The 21,086-nt window shown below is 64.6% G+C and carries 20 protein-coding genes, 1 tRNA gene and 1 pseudogene; 9 read left to right on the top strand and 13 right to left on the bottom strand.

What is annotated here, in order from left to right:
• Positions 1 to 127: 127 nt before the first annotated feature.
• Entirely contained in the window at positions 128 to 1,375 is a 1,248-nt protein-coding gene (locus HG549_RS08485) for a glycosyltransferase family 4 protein (RefSeq protein ID WP_170029079.1), read from the top strand.
• Here HG549_RS08485 and glp read toward each other — a convergent pair.
• Together glp and moaB are read right to left on the bottom strand one after the other, a co-directional pair.
• Positions 1,364 to 2,590 (bottom strand): gephyrin-like molybdotransferase Glp, encoded by a 1,227-nt coding sequence (gene glp / locus HG549_RS08480; RefSeq protein WP_170029078.1) that lies wholly within the window; start codon positions 2,588 to 2,590, stop codon positions 1,364 to 1,366. The two genes, HG549_RS08485 and glp, sit on opposite strands and share 12 nt — an antisense overlap.
• The gene (gene moaB, locus HG549_RS08475) at positions 2,574 to 3,113 is read right to left on the bottom strand and encodes a molybdenum cofactor biosynthesis protein B (RefSeq protein WP_170029077.1); all 540 of its coding nucleotides are present in this window, start codon (positions 3,111 to 3,113) and stop codon (positions 2,574 to 2,576) included. Before moaB ends, glp begins: the two co-directional genes overlap by 17 nt.
• A gap of 188 nt (positions 3,114 to 3,301) precedes the next feature.
• Between moaB and HG549_RS08470 the strand changes: the two genes are divergently transcribed.
• Positions 3,302 to 3,523, top strand: coding sequence for a YgdI/YgdR family lipoprotein (locus HG549_RS08470; RefSeq protein ID WP_025338312.1), 222 nt, complete (start codon positions 3,302 to 3,304; stop codon positions 3,521 to 3,523).
• A gap of 81 nt (positions 3,524 to 3,604) precedes the next feature.
• Positions 3,605 to 3,681, top strand: a tRNA-Pro gene (locus tag HG549_RS08465).
• 95 nt (positions 3,682 to 3,776) lie between these two features.
• On the opposite strand, the gene HG549_RS26240 is transcribed toward HG549_RS08465, so the two are convergent.
• From HG549_RS26240 to HG549_RS08455, 3 genes and pseudogenes are all read right to left on the bottom strand, one after another.
• Entirely contained in the window at positions 3,777 to 4,481 is a 705-nt protein-coding gene (locus tag HG549_RS26240; protein WP_372241567.1) for a methyl-accepting chemotaxis protein, read from the bottom strand.
• 228 nt (positions 4,482 to 4,709) lie between these two features.
• Positions 4,710 to 4,820 (bottom strand): annotated as a pseudogene (locus HG549_RS26235) (hypothetical protein); the annotation flags it as partial.
• 741 nt (positions 4,821 to 5,561) lie between these two features.
• Entirely contained in the window at positions 5,562 to 7,325 is a 1,764-nt protein-coding gene (locus HG549_RS08455; protein ID WP_170029075.1) for an ABC transporter transmembrane domain-containing protein, read from the bottom strand.
• Positions 7,326 to 7,537: 212 nt separating this feature from the next.
• On the opposite strand from HG549_RS08455, the gene HG549_RS08450 reads away from it, so the two are divergent.
• Positions 7,538 to 7,711, top strand: a complete 174-nt coding sequence (locus tag HG549_RS08450) for a PA1571 family protein (RefSeq protein WP_170029074.1) — start codon at positions 7,538 to 7,540, stop codon at positions 7,709 to 7,711.
• A gap of 104 nt (positions 7,712 to 7,815) precedes the next feature.
• On the opposite strand, the gene pdxB is transcribed toward HG549_RS08450, so the two are convergent.
• Together pdxB and tusA are read right to left on the bottom strand one after the other, a co-directional pair.
• On the bottom strand, positions 7,816 to 8,958 hold the full coding sequence (gene pdxB, locus HG549_RS08445; protein WP_170029073.1) for a 4-phosphoerythronate dehydrogenase PdxB: 1,143 nt from the start codon (positions 8,956 to 8,958) through the stop codon (positions 7,816 to 7,818).
• Between the two features lie 60 nt (positions 8,959 to 9,018).
• Positions 9,019 to 9,261, bottom strand: coding sequence for a sulfurtransferase TusA (gene tusA, locus HG549_RS08440; protein ID WP_170029072.1), 243 nt, complete (start codon positions 9,259 to 9,261; stop codon positions 9,019 to 9,021).
• A 329-nt stretch (positions 9,262 to 9,590) separates the two neighbouring features.
• Between tusA and HG549_RS08435 the strand changes: the two genes are divergently transcribed.
• On the top strand, positions 9,591 to 9,821 hold the full coding sequence (locus HG549_RS08435; protein ID WP_170029071.1) for a hypothetical protein: 231 nt from the start codon (positions 9,591 to 9,593) through the stop codon (positions 9,819 to 9,821).
• A 351-nt stretch (positions 9,822 to 10,172) separates the two neighbouring features.
• Here the strand turns inward: HG549_RS08435 and rlmM are convergent, their stop codons facing one another.
• Positions 10,173 to 11,237, bottom strand: coding sequence for a 23S rRNA (cytidine(2498)-2'-O)-methyltransferase RlmM (gene rlmM, locus HG549_RS08430; RefSeq protein WP_170029070.1), 1,065 nt, complete (start codon positions 11,235 to 11,237; stop codon positions 10,173 to 10,175).
• Between the two features lie 219 nt (positions 11,238 to 11,456).
• On the opposite strand from rlmM, the gene acnA reads away from it, so the two are divergent.
• The 3 genes from acnA (at position 11,457) to HG549_RS08415 (ending at position 16,812) form a co-directional block, all read left to right on the top strand.
• Positions 11,457 to 14,198, top strand: a complete 2,742-nt coding sequence (gene acnA, locus HG549_RS08425; protein ID WP_170029069.1) for an aconitate hydratase AcnA — start codon at positions 11,457 to 11,459, stop codon at positions 14,196 to 14,198.
• A 73-nt stretch (positions 14,199 to 14,271) separates the two neighbouring features.
• A complete protein-coding gene (locus HG549_RS08420) occupies positions 14,272 to 15,048 on the top strand; it encodes a CPBP family intramembrane glutamic endopeptidase (RefSeq protein WP_256666085.1) in 777 nt (258 codons plus the stop codon).
• A gap of 198 nt (positions 15,049 to 15,246) precedes the next feature.
• Positions 15,247 to 16,812 (top strand): PAS domain-containing methyl-accepting chemotaxis protein, encoded by a 1,566-nt coding sequence (locus HG549_RS08415; RefSeq protein ID WP_170029068.1) that lies wholly within the window; start codon positions 15,247 to 15,249, stop codon positions 16,810 to 16,812.
• Positions 16,813 to 17,090: 278 nt separating this feature from the next.
• On the opposite strand, the gene HG549_RS08410 is transcribed toward HG549_RS08415, so the two are convergent.
• The 5 genes from HG549_RS08410 to HG549_RS08390 form a co-directional block, all read right to left on the bottom strand.
• Complete coding sequence (locus HG549_RS08410) at positions 17,091 to 17,975, bottom strand: pseudouridine synthase (protein ID WP_170029067.1); 885 nt, start codon at positions 17,973 to 17,975, stop codon at positions 17,091 to 17,093.
• A 51-nt stretch (positions 17,976 to 18,026) separates the two neighbouring features.
• Positions 18,027 to 18,335 carry a transcriptional regulator gene (locus HG549_RS08405; RefSeq protein WP_170029066.1) on the bottom strand — a complete coding sequence of 103 codons (309 nt, stop codon included), beginning with the start codon at positions 18,333 to 18,335 and terminating at the stop codon, positions 18,027 to 18,029.
• A 65-nt stretch (positions 18,336 to 18,400) separates the two neighbouring features.
• Positions 18,401 to 18,832, bottom strand: coding sequence for a D-Ala-D-Ala carboxypeptidase family metallohydrolase (locus HG549_RS08400; protein ID WP_170029065.1), 432 nt, complete (start codon positions 18,830 to 18,832; stop codon positions 18,401 to 18,403).
• A 107-nt stretch (positions 18,833 to 18,939) separates the two neighbouring features.
• Complete coding sequence (locus HG549_RS08395) at positions 18,940 to 19,179, bottom strand: glutaredoxin family protein (RefSeq protein ID WP_170029064.1); 240 nt, start codon at positions 19,177 to 19,179, stop codon at positions 18,940 to 18,942.
• A 72-nt stretch (positions 19,180 to 19,251) separates the two neighbouring features.
• Positions 19,252 to 20,460, bottom strand: coding sequence for an ammonium transporter (locus tag HG549_RS08390; RefSeq protein ID WP_170029063.1), 1,209 nt, complete (start codon positions 20,458 to 20,460; stop codon positions 19,252 to 19,254).
• Between the two features lie 311 nt (positions 20,461 to 20,771).
• Between HG549_RS08390 and HG549_RS08385 the strand changes: the two genes are divergently transcribed.
• Complete coding sequence (locus tag HG549_RS08385) at positions 20,772 to 21,086, top strand: YqjD family protein (RefSeq protein WP_170029062.1); 315 nt, start codon at positions 20,772 to 20,774, stop codon at positions 21,084 to 21,086.

Genomic DNA, 21,086 nt, shown 5'->3' with positions numbered 1-21,086 from the left:
CCTATTGACGCCTGTTTGCCCGGGCCTGCCTCAACCCTGGCCAAGGACGCGCCCCACCGGCAGTGGTGTGCACGCCTGCCGACGCGCGTGCCTTGTCATCCGTGACCTTCAGCGAGGACTCCGGGTCATGCGCATTCTCTGGACGCTGCCTTACCTGCCCTGGCCGACCACCAGCGGCAGCAAGACCCGGCAATACCATCTACTGCGCGCACTGGCCCAGCGCGGCCACCGGATCACCCTGCTGGTGCAATCGAAAATTCCTCTCGACGAGGCGGCTCGCGAGGTCCTGGAGCCGTTGCTCGAACGCCTGATCGTACTGCCCCGCCGGCCCTTGCACAGCCCGCTCAACCTGCTGGCTTCGCCCATCCTCGACTACCCCATGCGGGCGATCATCAATGGCCTGGCGCCCCGCCTGCGGCATCGCTTCGAGCAATTGCTGGACGAGCCGTGGGACGTGATCCAGATCGAGCACAGCTACAGTTTCCAGCCCTTCGAAAAGGCCCTGCAGACCCGCAGGCTGCCGTATATGCTCAGCGAACACACCCTGGAGTCGCTGACAGGCGGTGCCAACCACGACCGCCTGCCGCTGTGGCTGCGCCCGTTCAATGCCTTCGACCGGTGGCGCTACCGGCGCTGGGAACAGCGGGTACTGCGCCAGCCCACCGAACTGGTGGCGGTCAGCAGCCACGACGCCGAGTTGATCGCGCAGGCCAGCGGGCGCCCGGTGAACGTGGTGGTCAATGGCGTGGACTGCGATTTCTACCAGTTCGTGGAACCGGCGCTGCACAGCCAGCGCCTGCTGTTCGTTGGCAACTTCGAGTGCGGCGCCAACCTGGAGGCGATCGAATGGGCGCTGGAAGACATCCTGCCGCAAGTGTGGATGAGCAATCCGGCGGTGCGCCTGGCGATCGCCGGGCATGCCATGCCGGCCAGCTGGAAGCTGCACTGGAACGACCCGCGCATCGAATGGCTGGGCTATTGCCCGGACCTGCGTGAGCTGCAGCGGCGCTCGGCACTGTTCTTTGCGCCGCTGCGTCATGCCGGTGGTTCCAAGGTGAAGATACTCGAAGCGATGGCCGCCGGCTTGCCGGTCATCACCACTGGCAAAGGCGTTTCCGGCCTGGCGGCGAACAACGGCGAGCATTACCTGGGCAGTGACGACGGCGACCAGCTGGCCTTGTTGATCACACAGCTGCTCAACCAGCCCTGGCGCATGAGCCAGCTGGGCGCTGCCGGGCGCCAATTCGCCCGCCAGCGCCATGATTGGCGGGTGGCTGCCCAGCAATTGGAGAATGTACATATGCGCCTGGCCCAGGCGGCAGCGGCCGAGGCCGCGCCGCTGCCCAGCGCCTGGCTGGGCCGGTCAGCCAAGTAGCTCGCTGAACGGGATGAACGGCACGCAGTCACCCTGCTTCGGCGTGCTGCCTTCGCGCACCTCCACCAACCCTTCGGCCCAGGCCGCACTGCGCAGCACGCCAGAGCTCTGGTTCTTGTAGATGCGCACCTGGCCCTGCTCGATGCGGGCACGCAGGTATTCGCGACGGGTGCCGGGCTTGGGCCAGTCGAAGCCTGCCGGCATGTCGAAACGTAGCGGCGTGACGTCGGCCACGCCCTGGCGCCGCAACAGATACGGCCGGGCCAGCAGGCCAAACGTGACCAGGGTCGACGCCGGGTTACCGGGCAGGCCGATCACCGGCACACCCTGGTAGTGGCCGAAGGTCAACGGTTTGCCCGGCTTGATTGCCAGCTTCCACAAGGCCAGCTCGCCCGCTTCGCGCAGGGCGGCACCGAGGTAGTCGGCTTCGCCCACCGAAACGCCGCCCGTGGACAGGATCAGGTCGACAGCGACCAGCTCGGCCAGGCAGGCGCGGGTTCGCGCCAGGTCATCCGGCAGGATGCCCGCATCGACCACCTCGCAGCCCAGCCGCTGCAACCAGCTGACCAGCAGCTGGCGGTTGCTGTTGTAGATCTGCCCCGGCCCCAGCGGCAGGCCGGGCTCGACCAGTTCGTCGCCCGTGGACAGCACTGCCACCCGCACCTTGCGCACCACCTGCAGGCGGTCGTAACCCAGGCTGGCGGCCAGGCCCAGTTCGATCGGCCCCAGCCGGGTGCCGGCATTCATCACCTGCTCGCCCTTGCGGGTTTCCTGGCCCTGGGGACGAATGTTCTGCCCGGCTTTCAACGGCTCGAGGAAGCGGACCCGGCCCTGTTCCACGTCGGCGGTGTTTTCCTGCATCTCGACGCAGTCGGCGCCGTCAGGGAGCGGCGCGCCGGTGAAGATCCGTGCACAGGTGCCGGGTTGCAGCGGTTGCGGCGCATGGCCAGCGAAAATCCGCTGGCTGACCGGCAGCGGCTCGCCGTGCCAGTCGGCCAGGCGCAGGGCATAACCGTCCATGGCGCTGTTCGGCCAAGGCGGCAGGTCGAGCGGGGCCAGCAGAGCGCTGGCCAGCACACGGCCCTCGGCCTCCGCCAGCGGCAGGCTCTCGGAGTCGCCGATCGGGGCGGCCTCGGCCAATGCCAGCAGTTGCGCCAGGGCCTGTTCCACCGGCATCAGCGGCCGGGCCTGGTGGACCTCAGCCACGGCTGTCACAGGCCGCAGCCTGCTTCAGGTGCGCGACGAAGTTGCACGGGCGATGGCGGGCATCCAGCTGCTCCGCGAGGATACCGTCCCAGCCGGTGCGCACCGCATTGGTCGACCCCGGCAGGCAGCACACCAGGGTGCCGTTGGCCAGCCCGGCGAGGGCGCGCGACTGCACGGTGGAGGTGCCGATATCGGCCACGGAAATCTGCCGGAACAGCTCGCCAAAGCCTTCCACCTGCTTGTCCAGCAGGCACGCCACGGCCTCTGGCGTGCTGTCACGCCCGGTGAAACCGGTGCCGCCGGTAATCAGCACCACTTGCACATTGTCATCGGCAATCCAGGTGGCAACCTGCGCACGGATCTTGTACAGGTCGTCTTTCAGCAGCACACGCTCGGCCAGGCGGTGGCCGGCTGCATTCAGGCGGTCAACGAACAGCTGGCCGGAGGTATCTGTGTCGAAGGTACGGGTGTCGCTGACCGTGAGCACGGCGATGTTCAGCGGCACGAAGGGGGTATCTGCCTTGGCTTTCATGGAGGTCCGTCACAACAAGATGGGATGGCCGCAGTTATAACACAGCGCGCCCCCATCACAGCGTGACACCCGTGGCTGTTGCGCTTAGTCAATGCCTTGGCTGAGCGGCTATGCTGCACTGTAGAAGGAACTTGCGCGGACGCCCTGCGTCTTAATGTCATCTAGCACCATCGCACTGGAGAAACACGATGATTCAACGGACCCTACCCGCCTTCCTGCTCGCCCTGGGCCTGGGCGCCCTGGCAGGCTGCGCATCGCCAACCGTCATTACCCTGAACGACGGTCGCGAAATCCAGGCCACCGACACCCCAAAATTCGATGAAGACTCCGGCTTCTACGAATTCGAGCAACTGGATGGCAAGCGCACGCGCCTGAACAAGGACCAGATTCGCACCGTGAAAGAGCTCTGATTGCAGCATGCTTTTTTGCAAACGCCCTTTTAACAACAAGGGGTTGCGTGCAAAAACAGGATGCAGTAGGATTTCCTTCATCGGAGTGTAGCGCAGCCAGGTAGCGCGTCTCGTTCGGGACGAGAAGGCCGCAGGTTCGAATCCTGTCTCTCCGACCAAATCCTGATCAAAAAGCCCGCCATTGTGCGGGCTTTTTGTTGCATCCGAGAAAGGGTCCCCGCTTCTGCAGGGACCGCATGAACGCTGGAACGCCTCAAGCAGTGAGGCGTGAGGTGACCTCACCCAATTGTCCCGACAAGCCATGCAGGCGCTGCCCGGCTTGTTCGGTGTGCTGCACCGCCTCCTGGTTGGCCGTGGCGATGCGGGTGATCTCGATCAGGTTGCGCGAGATGTCTTCGGCCACGCTGGTCTGCTCCTCGGCCGCCGTGGCGATCTGCCGGTTCATGTCGCGGATAGCCTCTACTGCCAGGGTGATGCGCTGCAGCATCTGCCCGGCCTGCTGCACCTGCGCGGCGCCCTCCTCGCTGCGCTGCTGGCCGCTTTCGATGGCCTTGGCCGCTTCCACTGCCCCGGACTGCACCGCTTCGATGATCTGCTGAATCTCGGCAATCGACGCCGCCGTGCGCTGGGCGAGGCTGCGCACTTCATCGGCGACCACGGCAAAGCCACGACCGGCCTCGCCAGCGCGGGCCGCCTCGATGGCCGCGTTGAGCGCCAGCAGGTTGGTCTGTTCGGCTATGCCACGGATCACTTCGAGGACTTTGCCAATGCGCGTGCTGTCATGCTCCAGGTCGCGAATCACCGCCGCCGTGCCGGCAATCTCGCGGTTGACCACGCCGATGATGTCGATGGTCTGCTGCATCACCTGCTCGCCCGCCTGGGCACTGTGGTCGGCATCGTCCGCGGCGCGGGCCGCCTCAGCGGCGTGGCGTGCGACTTCCTGCGCGGTGGCAGACATCTCGTGCATGGCCGTGGCCACCTGGTCAGTGCGCTGGAACTGGTCGTGGGTGCCACGGGCCATGTCGCCAGCGATGTTGCGCAGCTGGCCGCTGGCACCCTCCAGCTCCTGGGCGTTGTCCTGCAGGCGGCCGACGGTATCGGCGAGGAAATCGCGCAAGGTGTTGGCCGCCCGCGCCAGGCGCCCCAGTTCATCCTCGCGGCGGCTGTCTACCCGCGCGGCAAAGCGGCCCTGGCTGAGCTGTGCGACATAGTCGATCAACTGGCGGATCGGCTCGATCAGGCTGCGGTTGACCAGCCACAGGCTGAACAGCCCCACCAGTACCGCCGAGGCGAGCATCACCAACAGGCCCAGCCATACCGTGCGTTCGGCGCCGGCGCTGAGGCTGGCGGCGCGCTGGCGGGCATCGGCCCGCAGTTGCTCGACCAGCTCGCTCATCTGCTCGCTGGCGGCACGGTCCACGCCCTTGACCGCCTGGTCGCCGGCAACCGGGTCGCCCCCCGCCGCCAGGAACGCCTGGCGGCCCTGCGCATAGGCCTGGCCAAGCTGCCGGTGGCTGTCGCGCAGTTGCTGCAGCGGTGCCTTGAGACGCGCGTCGCTGCTCTCGATCAATTGCCCGAGCAGTTGCTGCACCTGCTGCTCGCGGGCCTGGAACTGCTGCCAGTACTTGTCCATGTCAGCGGGTTGGCGCCCGCGCAACAGCACGTTCTTCCATTCCTGCACCTGGATCTTGAACTGCAGGTTGGCTTCGTCGATCAATTGCGAGGCCCGCAGCGGCCCGTCCACCAGCTCGGCATAGCCACGCACGCTGGACGAGAGGACCTGGAAGCACACCAGGGCGATCAGCAGCATGGCCAACAGGCTGCCACCGAGCAGCGAGAGAATTTGCACTCTGAGTGATTTACGCAACATCTTGGATCTCGGAAACCAGGGGGAAGGCTGGGGCCGACGACGCAGCCCCGGTTACTGGCAGGCCAAAAAAAAGCTGCCATCAAGCAATGGCAGCCAGGTCAAGCGCGCAACAGTTGAGACAGATACTCTCAGGCAAATACTACAGAAATGTTACAAAGCCACGACAAGCTAGCCGGTGGTGAACTGCAAGGCTGCCAAGCGCGCATAAAGCGGGCTGGTTTCGATCAACTGGCGATGCGTGCCTATCGCCACCAGCCGGCCCTTGTCGATGACGGCGATACGGTCGGCATGCTGTACCGTGGCCAGGCGATGAGCAATCACCACGGTGGTGCGCCCGGCCATTAGGCTGGGCAGTGCCTGCTGGATCAAGTGTTCACTCTGCGCGTCGAGGGCGCTGGTGGCTTCGTCCAGCAACAGGATCGGCGCATCGACCAGCAACGCCCGGGCGATGGACAGGCGTTGCCGCTGGCCGCCAGACAGGCCGATGCCCCCCTCGCCCAGCGGGGTCTGGTAACCCTGGGGCAGTTGCCGGATGAACGCGTCGGCATGAGCACCACGGGCCGCCGCCTCGACCTCGGCCAAGGTGGCCTCGGGCCGCCCATAGCGGATATTGGCCTCGACCGTGCCGCGGAACAGCGCGGGGGATTGCGCCACCAGGGCGAACTGCCGGCGCAATTGCTCGGGGTCCAGTTCGGTAATCGCCTCGCCGTCGAGCAGGATGCGCCCTTGCTGCGGGTCGTAGAAGCGCAGCAACAGATCGAACAAGGTCGACTTGCCCGCCCCCGAAGGGCCCACCAGCGCCACGGTCTGCCCCGGCTCGATGGTCAGGCTGAGGCCATCGACAGCCGCGACCGAGGGCCGTGACGGATAGGCGAACAGCAGTTCCTGCAGCTCGATACGCCCACTGGCCCGTTGCTGTGGCAGCACCCGCGCCACACTGGGCGCCAGGATCGCCGTGCGTGCCGCCAGCAGTTCGGCAATTCGCTCGGCTGCGCCGGCCGCACGCTGCAGCTCGCCGATCACTTCACTGAGGGTGCCGAAGGCACTGCCGACCAGCAGGCTGTAGAACACGAAGGCGGCCAGTTCGCCCGCCGAGATTCGCCCGGCGATCACATCCATGCCGCCGACCCACAACATCACCCCCACCGCGCCGAGCACCAGCACGATCACCAGGGTGATCAGCCAGGCACGCTGGGCAATGCGTTGCCGCGCCACGGCGAACGCCGCCTCGACTGCGCCTGCGAACAACTTGCGGTCATGTGCCTGGTGGTTGTAGGCCTGCACGGTCTTGATCTGGCCGAGGGTCTCGGCTACGTAACTGCCCACGTCGGCTACACGGTCCTGGCTCTGCCGCGACAGGCGGCGTACCCGGCGGCCAAACAGCAGGATCGGTGCCAGCACCAGCGGCAGGGCCACGACCACGATGCTGGTGAGCTTGGGGTTGGTGATGAACAGCAATACCACACCGCCGATGACCATCAGCGCGTTGCGCAGGAACATCGACAGCGACGAACCGATTACCGACTGCAGCAAGGTGGTGTCGGCGGTCAGCCGCGACTGGATCTCGGAGCTGCGGTTGTCTTCGAAAAAGCCGGGGTGCAGGCCGATCAGGTGGTCGAACACAGCCCGTCGGATGTCGGCCACGCAGCGCTCGCCGATCCATGACACCAGGTAGAAGCGGCTGAAGGTACCCACCGCCAGGGCCAGCACCAGCAGCAGGAACAGGCCGATGGTCTGGTTGAGCTGGTGCGCGGAGCGGGTCATGAAGCCTTGGTCGACCAGCAGGCGGATGCCCTGCCCCATGGACAAGGTAATGGCAGCCGTGACCACCAGGGCCAGCAACGCCAGCAGCATCTGTCGACGGTATGGACGGAGGAACTGCCAACCCAGGCGCAAGGCGCGGCGTTGACGTGGGGAAACCGATTCAGGCATGGCGGCGACCACAAGAGCGGGGAAACCGCAGCCTACCACTCATCGGCGCCCAGGGAACCCTTGCAGGTCGCTATAGCCTATCGGTCTAACCAGGCGCTGGAGCTTTGTCGCCGTTTCTGCTGGAGTATTTCTGCCGGGACGCGGCGGTAGGTTTCACAGGCCAGTCACGGCGCAGGGTTACCCTGAGCTTGAACCTGATAAGGAGGCACTACATGAGCTTGCAGCATGGCAGCGACAACCAGAAGCCCCGCCCCATCCCGCCCACGCAGGTGTGCGGCTCGATCATCGACGCCCAGGGGCGCGAGGTACCGATTACCGAGCAGATGATCCAGCAGGCCTGCAAGGCCTTGGAACAAAGCCGGGTCGAGCGCGTACGCAAAGGTTGATCGGCGAATCCCTTGTAACCCGGCGCTTGCGCCGGGTTTTTATTTGCCTTGCGGTCGGCGTAAACCGCCCCCTGCAGGAGTTCGCATAGCTGTGGCGAAGGCTGTCAGACCAGTACCCCACCCAAGGCGCTCACCAGTTGCGCCAACTGCGGCGACTCACCGCGCAAGCGCACCGCCAGGCCTTCGATCTCGCGCCGTGGCGGGTACTGTTTGCGCAACTGGTCGAATGCCGCGCGCTGCTGCTGCGGGTCGTCGCTGAGGCTGCGGCGGAAATCGGCATCGTCACGGCGCGGGTCGTACACGGCGCGGCACAGGGTGGCCAAGGCCCAGGCGGGGTCGGCATCGGCGTCCAGCTCGATCTGTGCCAGCGGCGGGCGTGGCAGCAGGTCGGCCAGTTGCACCTGTGCCTCCACGCCGAGGAAGCGGCACAGCGCCTGGTAGATCTGCGCCGTGCCACGCTGGCGACCGTCGAGGCTATAGCCGGCAATGTGCGGTGAGGCCAGGGTGCACAGGTCGGCCAGTTGCAGGTCGACTTGCGGCTCGCCCTCCCACACGTCCAGCACCGCATGCACGTCTTCACGGTCGAGCAGCAGTTCGCGCAGGGCGCTGTTGTCTACCACCGGGCCGCGGCTGGCATTGATCAACCAGGCGCCGGGGCGCAGTTGTGCCAGCTGTGCCTGGCCCAGCAAGTGCCAGGTCGGGTGCTCGCCGCCGCGCTGCAAGGGCGTATGCAGGCTGATCACATCGCATTGTTGCAGGAGGGTATCGAGGCTGACGTAGTCGCCGCCTTCGGCGGCCTGGCGCAACGGGTCACACACCAGCACCTTCCAGCCCAGGCCGTGCAGTACCCGCACCAGGCGCCCGCCTACCTCACCTGCACCCACCACGCCATACACCCGCTCGGGCAATGCGACGCCATCCAGTTCGGCCAGGGTCAGCAGGCTCCCCAGCACGTAATCCACCACGCCACGGGCATTGCAGCCCGGCGCGCTGCTCCAGCGAATGCCAGCTTCGGCAAAGTAGTCGAGGTCCAGGTGGTCGGTGCCGATGGTGCAGGTGCCGACAAAGCGCACGCGGCTGCCTTCCAGTAACTGGCGATCGACCTTGGTCACCGAGCGCACCAGCAGGATGTCGGCGTCCTTGACGCTGGCGGCATCGAGGCTTCGGCCCGGATAACGGCGGATTTCGCCGAAGCCCTGGAAGAAGGCATCGAGCAGCGGGATGTTCTCGTCGGCAACTATCAGCATGGCGCTCTCCTGTCTGGGGAACGCAGTGTAGGCGCAACGCGGGGCGTGTTCCAGAGCGCTTCAGTCGGCTTTCTTGCGAATCCAGTACAGGAAGGTGCCGGCGTCTTCCTGCTGCTGCAGCAGTTCGTGGCCGAGGAAGTTGCAGAACTTGGGGATATCGCGACGGGTCGAGGGGTCGGTGGCGATGACCTTGAGCAGGCCGCCAGCGGCGAGGTCACGTACGTGCTGGTGCAGCATCATCACCGGTTCCGGGCAGTTCAGGCCGGTGGCGTCGAGGATGGCGTCGGGGGTGAATTCGGTCATGGGGGGCTCCGCAAATGATTCGCCATTGTCGCGCATAGCGCGACGCGCTCCAAGCACCACACGCCCTACTCGTTCTTCTTGCTCTTGCTTTGCTTTTGATCTTGATCTTGATCTTGATCTTGATCTTGATCTTGATCTTGATCTTGATCTTGATCTTGATCTTGATCTTGATCTTCGCGACTTCAGGAGGCCGAACGCAGGCCTTGCGGAGGGAGGTGACGGGCATGGATGCCCGTCAAGCGCTGAGGCCCCATGGATGGGGCCTGCAGCGCGTCCTCCCGGGAGCAAGGCCGGAGTGAGGGAACCCCGGAGCGCAGCGGAGGGGCCGGATGATGGGAGCGCAGCGTTTTTTGGTTACTTTTTGCCGCGTTTGGCAAAAAGTGACTCGCCGTAAGGGCGAAAAGGTGAGTCAGCGTCGCCATCGCCAATGGACTTTGCGCGCGATAAAAACCAGCGCTATCCCGCTTCAAGCTTTTCGCTTTTCGCTTTTCGCTTTTCGCTTTTCGCTTTTCGCTTTTCGCTTTTCGCTTTTCGCTTTCAAGCGTGGGCTTCAACAATGAGGTCAACATTCATTTTCGAAGGCGGCGCTTCGTCACCTTTCCGCCCTTACGGCGGGTCACTTTTTGCCAAACGCGGCAAAAAGTAACCAAAAAACGCTGGCTCCCATCATCCGGCCCCTACGCTGCGCTCCGGGGTCCCCTCGCTACGGGCTTGCTCCCGGGAGGACGCGCTGCAGGCCCCATCCATGGGGCCTCAGCGCTTGACGGGCATCCATGCCCGTCACCTCCCTCCGCAAGCCCTTCGCTCGGCCTCCTGAAGTCGCATTCGGCGGCGCCTGAACTATCGCGCGCTTAAAAGCAAAAGCAACGGCAACGGCAACGGCAACGGCAACGGCGATTTCCGGGCACTGCTCAACGCGGTTTCAAGTCTATTCGACGCAGGTGGCAAGTCACTTCCTCTCGGTCATGGTACAGCTGCTTGCAGGCAATCGACACCTTGATCTTGCGTGCCTTGAATGTCGCCTCCATGCGCTCGAGCAGCCGCCGCACCTCGGCATAGCGCTGCTTCATCGGCAATTTCAGGTTGACCACCGCTTCGCGGCACAAGCCCTCGCCCAGCCAGGTCTCGATCAGCGCGGTAGTGCGCGCCGGCTTCTCGACAATGTCGCATACCATCCAGTCTACCGGCTGCTTCGGCTGCCAGGTAAACCCATCGGCCATCAGGTGCTGAACCAACCCGGTATCCATCAGGCTTTCAGCCATCGGCCCGTTGTCGATGGCCGTCACCAGCATGCCCCGACGCACCAGCTGGTAGGTCCAGCCGCCCGGCGAGGCCCCCAGGTCGACACCGGTCATGTCGTCACCCAGGCGCTGCGCCCATTGCTCGCGCGGGATGAACTGATGCCAGGCCTCTTCCAGCTTGAGGGTCGAGCGGCTAGGTGCCTCACGGGGAAACTTCAGCCGCGGGATACCCATGGGCCACAGCGCGCTGTTGTTGGCCGGGGCAACGCCGGCGAACACGCGCCGGCCACTGATGAACGTAAGCAGCAGGCGTGGACGGCTGGCATCGTCGACCAGGCGACCGGCCTTTTCCAGCGCCTTGCGCAGCGGTACCTCAAACTTGCGGCAGAACGTGGACAGTTCCTTGCCTTCGTTGCTGTCCAGCACCTCCAGCCACAGGCTACCGAACACCGGTAACCCCGCCAGGTGCGCCAGCAACACACTGATGCGGTCGTTCTCCGGCAACTCGACATAGCCGCCACGGGCCCATTGCCGCGGGAAAATCAGCTGATTGAAGCGCATTTCCCCCATCAAGCGCTCGGCACCGCCCTCCTCGCTGCTGACAAACTCGGCACTGGCACTGTGCGGCTTGCCTTTGGCATAGCCGGCAATGCCCAGACGTGCGGCATGTTCGCTGATTTCGGCGCAAACCTCGCCCTCGAAGCCGGGCCGGCAATGCATGAACAGGGTATTCATCTCTCACTCCACTACGGCGGGCGCCACAGGCGCCGGCAGGGCGGCGATGATAAAGGAAGATCGGAACCTGCGACACGCCCCGCCGGTCCAGAAAAGGGTCAGGTGGCGCAAAGCGGTCTAACCTGACTTTTCAGCCAGGTCCGTAGCCTGCGGACCGATACAGAGCGGTGCCCCGGAACACCTGAGTCGTGCCCGGCACCGGCGCAGAAGGAGTTGGCAATGCCCTCGCTCGATAGCCTGAACACACTCAAGCCCCTCAAGGTCGGCGACCAGACCTACCACTACTACAGCCTCACCGAAGCCGCCCGACAGCTGGGCGACCTGCAGCGCCTGCCCATGTCGCTGAAGGTGCTGCTGGAAAACCTGCTGCGCTGGGAGGACGGCAAGACCGTTACCGGCGAGGACCTGCGCGCGCTCGCCCAATGGCTGGGCGAGCGGCGCTCCGACCGCGAGATCCAGTACCGCCCGGCACGGGTACTGATGCAGGACTTCACCGGCGTGCCGGCCGTGGTCGACCTGGCCGCCATGCGCGCTGCCATGGCCAAGGCCGGTGGCGACCCGCAGCGGATCAACCCGCTGTCGCCGGTGGACCTGGTGATCGACCATTCGGTGATGGTCGACCGCTATGGCACACCACAAGCCTTCAGCGAGAACGTCGACATCGAAATGCAGCGCAACGGCGAACGCTACGCGTTCCTGCGCTGGGGCCAGAGCGCCTTCGACAACTTCCGCGTGGTACCCCCAGGTACCGGGATCTGCCACCAGGTCAACCTGGAATACCTGGGCCGCACCGTCTGGACCCGTGAGGCCGATGGCCGCACCTACGCCTTCCCGGACACCCTGGTCGGTACCGATTCGCACACCACCATGATCAATGGCCTGGGCGTGCTCGGCTGGGGTGTGGGCGGCATCGAAGCGGAGGCAGCCATGCTCGGCCAGCCGGTGTCGATGCTGATTCCGGAAGTGATCGGCTTCAAGCTGACCGGCAAGCTGCGCGAAGGCATCACCGCCACCGACCTGGTGCTGACGGTGACGCAGATGCTGCGCAAGAAAGGCGTAGTGGGCAAGTTCGTCGAGTTCTATGGCGATGGCCTGGCCGAGCTGCCCCTGGCCGACCGCGCAACCATCGCCAACATGGCCCCGGAATACGGCGCCACCTGCGGTTTCTTCCCGGTCGACCAGGTGACCCTGGACTACCTGCGCCTGTCAGGCCGCCCCGAGGCGACCGTGCAACTGGTCGAGCAGTACTGCAAAACCCAGGGTTTGTGGCGAATGCCAGGGCAGGAACCGCTGTTCAGTGACAGCCTGGCGCTGGACATGCACGAGGTCGAGGCCAGCCTGGCCGGGCCCAAGCGGCCGCAGGACCGCGTGGCCCTGGGCCAGGTGCGCCAGGCCTTCGACCACTTCATCGAACTGCAACCCAAACCCCTGGCCAAGGAAGTCGGCCGCCTGGAAAGCGAAGGTGGCGGCGGCGTGGCGGTGGGCAACGCCGACCAGGCCGGGGAAATCGACTACAGCCATCAAGGCCAGACCCATACCCTGCGCGATGGCGCGGTGGTGATCGCTGCGATCACCTCCTGCACCAACACCTCCAACCCCAGCGTGATGATGGCCGCCGGGCTGGTGGCGAAAAAGGCCCTGGAAAAAGGCCTGCAACGCAAGCCTTGGGTCAAGAGCTCGCTGGCACCGGGCTCCAAGGTCGTCACCGACTACTTCAAGGCCGCCGGGCTCAGCACTTACCTCGACCAGTTGGGCTTCGACCTGGTCGGCTATGGCTGCACCACCTGCATCGGCAACTCCGGTCCGCTGGATGACGCGATCGAAAAGGCCATCGGCAGCGCCGACCTCACCGTAGCCTCGGTGTTGTCGGGCAACCGCAACTTCGAAGGCCGCGTGCACCCGCTGGTGAAGACCAACTGGCTGGCCTCGCCACCGCTGGTCGTGGCCTATGCCCTGGCCGGCACGGTGCGCCTGGACCTGACCTGCGACCCGCTGGGTATCGGCAACGACGGCCAACCTGTGTACCTGCGCGACATCTGGCCCAGCCAGCAGGAAATTGCCGCTGCCGTGGCCAAGGTCGACACGGCGATGTTCCACAAGGAATACGCCGAAGTGTTCGCCGGCGATGCGCAGTGGCAAGCGATCGAGGTACCGCAGGCGGCCACCTACGTGTGGCAGGCCGACTCGACCTACATCCAGCACCCGCCATTCTTCGATGACATCGGCGGGCCACCCGCGCAGGTCACCGACATCCGCGGCGCACGGATACTGGCGTTGCTCGGCGACTCGGTGACCACCGACCACATTTCCCCGGCAGGCAACATCAAGGCCGACAGCCCGGCCGGGCGCTACCTGCGCGCCCAGGGCGTGGAGCCACGTGACTTCAACTCCTACGGCTCGCGGCGCGGCAACCATGAAGTGATGATGCGCGGTACCTTCGCCAACATCCGTATCCGCAACGAAATGCTCGCGGGCGAGGAAGGCGGCAACACCTTGCACGTGCCCAGCGGCGAGAAACTGTCGATCTACGACGCCGCCATGCGCTACCAGCAGGCTGGCACCCCGCTGGTGGTGATTGCCGGGCAGGAATACGGCACCGGTTCGAGCCGCGATTGGGCAGCCAAGGGCACCAACCTGCTGGGAGTCAAGGCCGTACTGGCGGAAAGCTTCGAACGCATTCACCGCTCCAACCTGGTTGGCATGGGCGTGCTGCCGCTGCAATTCATGGCTGGGCACAACCGCAAGCAGCTGGGGCTGACCGGCAAGGAACAGATCGATGTCCTGGGCCTGACCGGCACGCAGTTGCATCCGGGCATGAGCCTGCCCTTGCGCATCACCCGCGAGGACGGACAACAGGAACAGATCGAGGTGCTGTGCCGGATCGATACCTTGAACGAGGTGGAGTATTTCAAGGCCGGGGGAATCCTGCATTACGTGTTGCGTCAATTGATCGCGGGCTGAACCGGGTATGCTTGGGCCGCTCCTACCAGCGATGGGCAGCGGCCCATTTCCATTTACCCGAGAAGGACCACTCGTGCCTCGCCTCCAGTTGATCGCTCTCCTACTCCTGGCCCTCGGTTACACGCTCGCCCTGAGCCACGGCAAGCTCGGCATCGCCAGCCTGCCCACCTTCCTCGCCCTGCTCACCAGCGCCCTGCTTGCTGGTCGCCCGCAGCGCTGGCTACAAGCCTTGGGCCATGGGATGTTCATCCTGCTGGCTATCGCCCTGGCACTGCACTGGCTGCCCGGTTTCAACGCAGCCAAGGTCATCGACAGCGCCACCTTCAGCCCCGGCGCCCAGCCTTTCACGATGTACCTGAACCTGGACAAACCGCTGATCGGCGCCTGGCTGCTGCTGGCCTGCCCTTGGCTGATCCTGTGGCGCAGCCAGGGCCTGCCGGCCAGTCTGCTGTGCGCCCTGCCCCTGACCCTGCTGGCCTGCCTGGGCGGGGCCTGGGCCCTGGGCATGGTCGCATGGGCGCCGAAATGGCCCGAACAAGCCTGGTTGTGGCTGCTGAACAACCTGTTGTTGGTCAGCCTGACCGAAGAGCTGCTGTTTCGCGGTTATCTGCAAGGCGGCCTGCAACGCCTGCTGCGCCATCAGGGGCTGGCGTTGCTCGCCGCCGCCATGCTGTTCGGCCTGGCCCACCTGGGGGCTGGCTGGCAGTGGGTATACCTGGCCACGCTTGCCGGTGTGGGCTACGGCCTGGCGTACCGCTGGGGCGGCTTGGCGGCAGCCGTGCTTTGCCATTTCGGCCTGAACCTGGTGCATTTCGCGCTGTTCAGCTACCCAATGCTGGCTCTTGGCTAGCTAATCGGTCATCATCTGACTTCTACGTCATTAATCCGCAGTAAAAACGCAATAATGACGCAAACAAGCCTGAACGTGCCCGGCGACTATCCCAGATTGCATAATGGCTCATTGCCATAGATCAAGCCTTGCAAATATTCACTCAATAAAACCAGGGCCTTGCCGATAGCTTTGGAAAGCCCTGCGGACTATCAACCCATGCGTAACAACCAGCCGATTACCCAGAGAGAAAGGACTTTCCCTGCCCAGCAGCGGTTGATCTCCACCACCAATGCCAAAGGTGTGATCACTTACTGCAACGATGCTTTCATCGAGATCAGTGGTTTCACCCGCGAGGAACTGACTGGCGCGCCGCACAACCTGGTGCGCCACCCGGACGTGCCGCCTGCCGTGTTCGCGCACATGTGGCAGACCCTCAAGCAGGGCCAGCCATGGATGGGCATCGTCAAGAACCGCTGCAAGTCCGGCGACCACTACTGGGTCAACGCCTACGTCACGCCGATCTTCGACAATAACCAGGTGGTTGGCTTCGAATCGGTGCGGGTCAAACCCACTGCCGAACAGATTCGTCGCGCCGAGGCGCTCTATCAGCGCATCAATCAAGGCAAGCCGCCCATACCACGCCGCGACAAGTGGCTACCGGTGCTGCAGGACTGGCTGCCGTTCATCCTGATCAGCCAGGTGGGCTTCCTGATCGGCAACTGGCTCGGCCATTCCTGGGGCTTCGCCCTGGCCGCCGGGCTTTCGGTACCCCTGGGCCTGCTCGGCCTGGGCTGGCAGCAACGCGGCCTCAAGCGCCTGCTGCGCCTGGCCGAACAGACCACCTCCGACCCGCTGATCGCCCAGATGTACACTGACAGCCGCGGGGTACAGGCACGCCTGGAAATGGCCATGCTGAGCCAGGACGCCCGCATGAAAACCTGCCTGACCCGCCTGCAGGACAGCGCCGAACACCTCAGCGAACAGGCGCGCCAGTCCGATGCCTTGGCCCACAAGAGTTCTTCGGGGCTGGAACGCCAGCGCGTGGAAACCGAGCAAGTGGCCGCCGCAGTCAATCAGATGGCCGCCACTACCCAGGAAGTGGCCAACCACGTGCAGCGCACCGCCGACGCCACCCAGGAAGCCAACCGCCTGACCAGCCAGGGCCGGCAGATTGCCGGGGAAACCCGCGAAGCCATCGAGCGCTTGTCGGCGGCGGTAGGCGAGACGGGCCAGACGGTCACTCAGCTGGCCAAGGACAGTGACGAGATTGGTGGTGTGGTCGACGTGATCAAGGGCATCGCCGATCAGACCAACCTGCTGGCATTGAATGCGGCCATCGAAGCGGCGCGGGCGGGTGAAATGGGCCGTGGCTTTGCCGTGGTGGCCGACGAAGTGCGCCAGCTGGCGCAGCGCACCGCCGAATCCACCGGGCAGATCCACGGGCTGATCGCCAAGCTGCAACAGACTGCCAGCAACGCCGTGCTGACCATGGAAACCGGCCACCGCCAGGCGCAGGAAGGCGTGGACCGCGTGATGCAGGCCGACGAGGCGTTGGTCGGAATCAGCGAAGCAGTGGCCAACATTACCGACATGGCGACTCAGATTGCGGCAGCGACAGAAGAGCAGACGGCGGTAGCGGACGAGATCAGCCGCAACATCAGCACCATCGCCCAATTGGCCGACCAGACTGCCGAACAGGCTCAGCATTCGGCGCTGCTCAGCGAAGAGCTGACCAGCACAGCGGGTACCCAGTACTCACTGGTGGAGCGTTTCAACCGCTGAGGCGGTTTCCACGGTACTGCGTCGGCTTGTAGGAGCGGCTTCAACCGCGACCGCCGGCACAGCCGGTGCCAGCCACCGCATCGCCTGCTTCGCGGATAAATCCGCTCCTACAGTTGGTGCTTTCCCCGTAGGAGCGGCTTCAGCCGCGATCACCGGCACCGCCGGTGCCAGCCTCCGCGTCGCCTGCTTCGCGGATAAATCCGCTCCTACAGTTGGCGCTATCCCTGTAGGAGCGGCTTCAGCCGCGATCAACGGCACAGCCGGTGCCAGCCACCAGATTACCAATCCAGGTGCAAGCGGCTCTCGAAATAACGCTCTTCGCCACTCAGTGGGTCCTCGAAGCGCAAGCTCTGCGCCAGCAGTTTCAACGGCCGCTGGTAGTCATCCTCTTCCTTGAGCAACTGCGGGTAAAACGGGTCATTGCTGATCCCTGCGCCCAATGCTGCCATGTGTACACGCAACTGGTGGGTCTTGCCGGTCACTGGCGACAACCCGTAACGCCACAGGTCGCCATGCTTTTCCAACACCTCAGCCCACGTTTCGCTGTTCGCCTCCCCCTCGACCTCATGCATGCGGAAAAACGGCTCGCCATGCACCAGGCGGCTTTTATGCACCAACGGGAAATCGTGCTGCGGCATGGCCGCGGCAATGGCCTGGTAGCGCTTATCGATGCGCCGCTCGGGAAATAGCCTCTGGTAGGCACTGCGGCTCTGCGGGTTGGCGGAAAACAGCACCAGCCCGGCGGTATGCCGGTCGATTCGATGCAACGGCACCAGGTGCGGGTTACCCAGCTGGCGAATCAACCGGCGCAGCAAGGTCTGCTCGACGTATTCTCCGCTCGGCGTCACTGGCAGGAAATGCGGCTTGTCCGCCACCACCAGGTGTTCATCCACATGCAACACCGCCTCCTGCACCGGGATCGGCCGCTCGTTCGGCACCTCGCGGAAGTAGTGCAGGCGCATGCCCCGTTTGTACGGCAGCTCGGCCGCGACTGCTCGCCCCTCGGCATCCAGCACCCGGCCACGGGCAAAGCGATCGAGCCATTGGGCTCGGTCGATGGCCTTGAAATGGTCGCACAGGCAGTCGAGTACCGTCGCCCAGTTACCGGGTGGCAGGCACACCGTGCTGGCTTGCTGGCGGGCGGGGTCGAACGGCGTGGTCATGGCAGGGCTCGAAACAGTCACGGCCGCGCATTATCCTCCAACCCCGCGCCCTCAACCAGCCTTGGCCATCGCTTCGCTGCGCTCCTTCAACCAACGCAGTACCTGCACCGGCTCCCAGCGGCCAGGGTCGTACAGGGCATACAGCAAGCCCTGGTAACCCACCACATCCAGCCCGCGGTGGTAGCCGGCACGCTGGAACAAGGCCTCTATCTCGGCAAAGCAGGTATTGAAGTGGACCTTGCCGAACGGTGTGCGGTCGTCGGTTACCAGGCCTTCGAGGCGCAGTTCCAGAACGGCGTCGGCCACCCGTTCGACGGGCATGCGGTTGACGCTGTACTTGAGTTGCTCGACGTTGAGCATGGCTTTACCTCGACACTGTATTTATATACAGCATACGAACATCCCCTTGCCGCCGTCAATGCGCTTCATTGCAGCCCCTCCTCGTAGCCGCTGCCTCTGCGAATCGTCAGTACCTGTCGTTGCGGCGTGCCTGGGGTCACCGCCAGGTGTACCCATTGGTCGAATTCGAGGATCAGCTGGTCGAAGGGAATGGCGCTTTCGCTGATGCGCCGCACGACTTCGCGCGGGCTGACTTCGATCACCGTGAAGTCGGCGGCGAGCCCTTGCAAATGCTTGCTCGTAACCGACCCGCCAATGCGGCTGTTGACCGCCGGACTGCGATAGCCGCTGCTGACGATGACCGGCGCGCCGAACAGTGCGCGTACCTGCTCCAGGACATTGCACAGCAGTTGCAGGTTGGCCCGCGCCTCGGCTGGCGGGTCGTTGTCGAGCCCTTCCCTGGCGGCGAGCTGCGAAACGGTCATTTCATCGAGGGAGAAATGAGGGGAAATAAGCATGGTTGGAGTCCTGATGATCGGTGGCAAAGCCGGCCTCAGTGTGCCGGCAGGTGATCATCACGACGCAGCGCGCCACATGGAGCAGGGAGGCACCTCCCCTGGTGCCGTCATTGCGCGAGAAACGCCACGACCTGCTCGGCATCGAATGGCCAATGCAGCTCGGCGCCATTGTCGCAGCGCCGCAGCACCGGAATGATCAGGCCGTAACGCTCGGCCATCGCCTCGCTTTCACTGATATCGACCAGCTCCACCAACAGGCCGTGATCGACGAAGGGCATCAGCACGGCCTCGGCCACTTCACATAGGTGGCAGCCGAGGGTGCCGAACAGTTGGCATTCAGGCAGCATGGGCAGGTTCCGGTTTGGCATGCACAGAAGCCTATTCTAGGCCGCTCCCGCCCAGCGCGCACCTGACCTGGCTCAATCCTGGCTGGTTGCGCCGATACGGTGCAGCGACAGGTCGGCGCCCTGGAACTCCTGCTCATGGCTCAAGCGCAGGCCATGCAGCGCGCGGATCGCACCGTACACGGCAAAGCCACCGGCCAGCGCCACCAGCACGCCCAGCAGGCTGCCCAGCAACTGGCTGACCAGACTGACACCGCCCATACCGCCCAGGGCTGCCTGGCCGAACACACCACAGGCCAGGCCACCCCACACGCCGCACAGGCCATGCAACGGCCACACGCCCAGCACATCATCGATCTTCCAGCGGTTCTGGGCCGCCGTGAAGGTCCAGACGAACAGCGCCCCGGCGACCAGGCCAGTGACCAATGCGCCAACCGGGTGCATCAGGTCGGAGCCCGCACAAACCGCCACCAGCCCGGCCAGCGGGCCGTTATGCAGGAAGCCCGGGTCGTTACGGCCGGCCAGCAAGGCCGACAGGGTGCCACCGACCATGGCCATCAACGAGTTGATCGCCACCAGGCCGCTGATCCCCTGCAGGGTCTGCGCACTCATGACGTTGAAGCCGAACCAGCCAATGATCAGGATCCACGAGCCCAGCGCCAGGAACGGGATGCTCGACGGCGCAAACGCCACCAGGCGGCCATCGCGATAGCGCCCTCGACGCGCGCCCAGCAGCAGCACCGCTGCCAAGGCCAGCCAGCCGCCCATGGCATGCACCACCACCGAGCCGGCAAAGTCATGGAATGGCGCGCCAAAGCGTGCCTGCAACCAGGCTTGCAGGCCGAGGTTGCCGTTCCACACCACACCTTCGAAGAACGGGTAGACGAACGCCACGATCAACGCCGTGGCGCACAGCTGCGGCACGAAGCGCGCCCGCTCGGCAATGCCCCCGGAGATGATCGCCGGGATCGCTGCGGCGAAGGTCAGCAGAAAGAAGCACTTGACCAGCGCGTAACCCTGGTCGGCCGCCAGTGCGGCTGCCGGCTGCAGGAAGTTGACCCCGTAGGCGATCCAGTAGCCGATGAAGAAGTACACCAGCGCCGAGATGGCAAAATCGCTGAGAATCTTCGACAAGGCATTGACCTGGTTCTTGTGGCGCACCGTACCCACTTCGAGAAACGCGAAGCCGGCATGCATGGCCAGCACCAGGATGGCGCCCATGAGGATGAACAGGGTATTGGAACCGTGGACCAGAGAATCCATCGCGCTGTGCATGTTTTCCATGAAGTAGGCAGACCTGCTGAAAAGGCACCAGGACAGTTCAAGAACCTGCATCCCTGCACCGAATCGGTGCCACCCCCCTGCCCTGTTTCGGTGAGCCTGGCGGGCCTGCGCGGTTTTTTCTTGGGTTTGTCGTGGATTGGGTTAAGGTTTATCGGTAGCCGCTGCGTCGGCGCCCTGAATCGGCGCAATACCTGCCACGGACGCCCCGCAACGTGGCAAAGCCTTAGCAAGGCCCATACCAGCGCCGGCACTTGAACCTTCCGCGTGTGCTATCACTCGAACTACCAACATTCATCGACAGGGAGACACCCATGGCCAGCAAATCGGCAAAGACTGCACAAGAGATATTGATGGCTGACTTCCAGGCGCTGGTGCGCGACACCGAGAAGCTGCTGGCCGACACCGCCAACCTGGCCGGCGACCAGGCGGACGAATTGCGCGGACAGATTCACGAGCGCCTGGCCCAGGCCCGCGAAACCCTGCAACTGACCCAGGACTCGGTGCGTGAGCGCGGCCAGGCCGCGTTGGGCAGCGCCGAGCAGTACGTGCAGGAAAACCCGTGGCAGGCGATCGGCATCGCGGCGGGCGTCGGGCTGTTGATCGGCCTGCTGGCCAACCGCCACTGA

It is taken from the genome of Pseudomonas sp. SK (assembly GCF_012975065.1).
Classification (GTDB): domain Bacteria; phylum Pseudomonadota; class Gammaproteobacteria; order Pseudomonadales; family Pseudomonadaceae; genus Aquipseudomonas; species Aquipseudomonas anuradhapurensis.
This window is presented reverse-complemented; position numbering and strand designations above follow the sequence as displayed.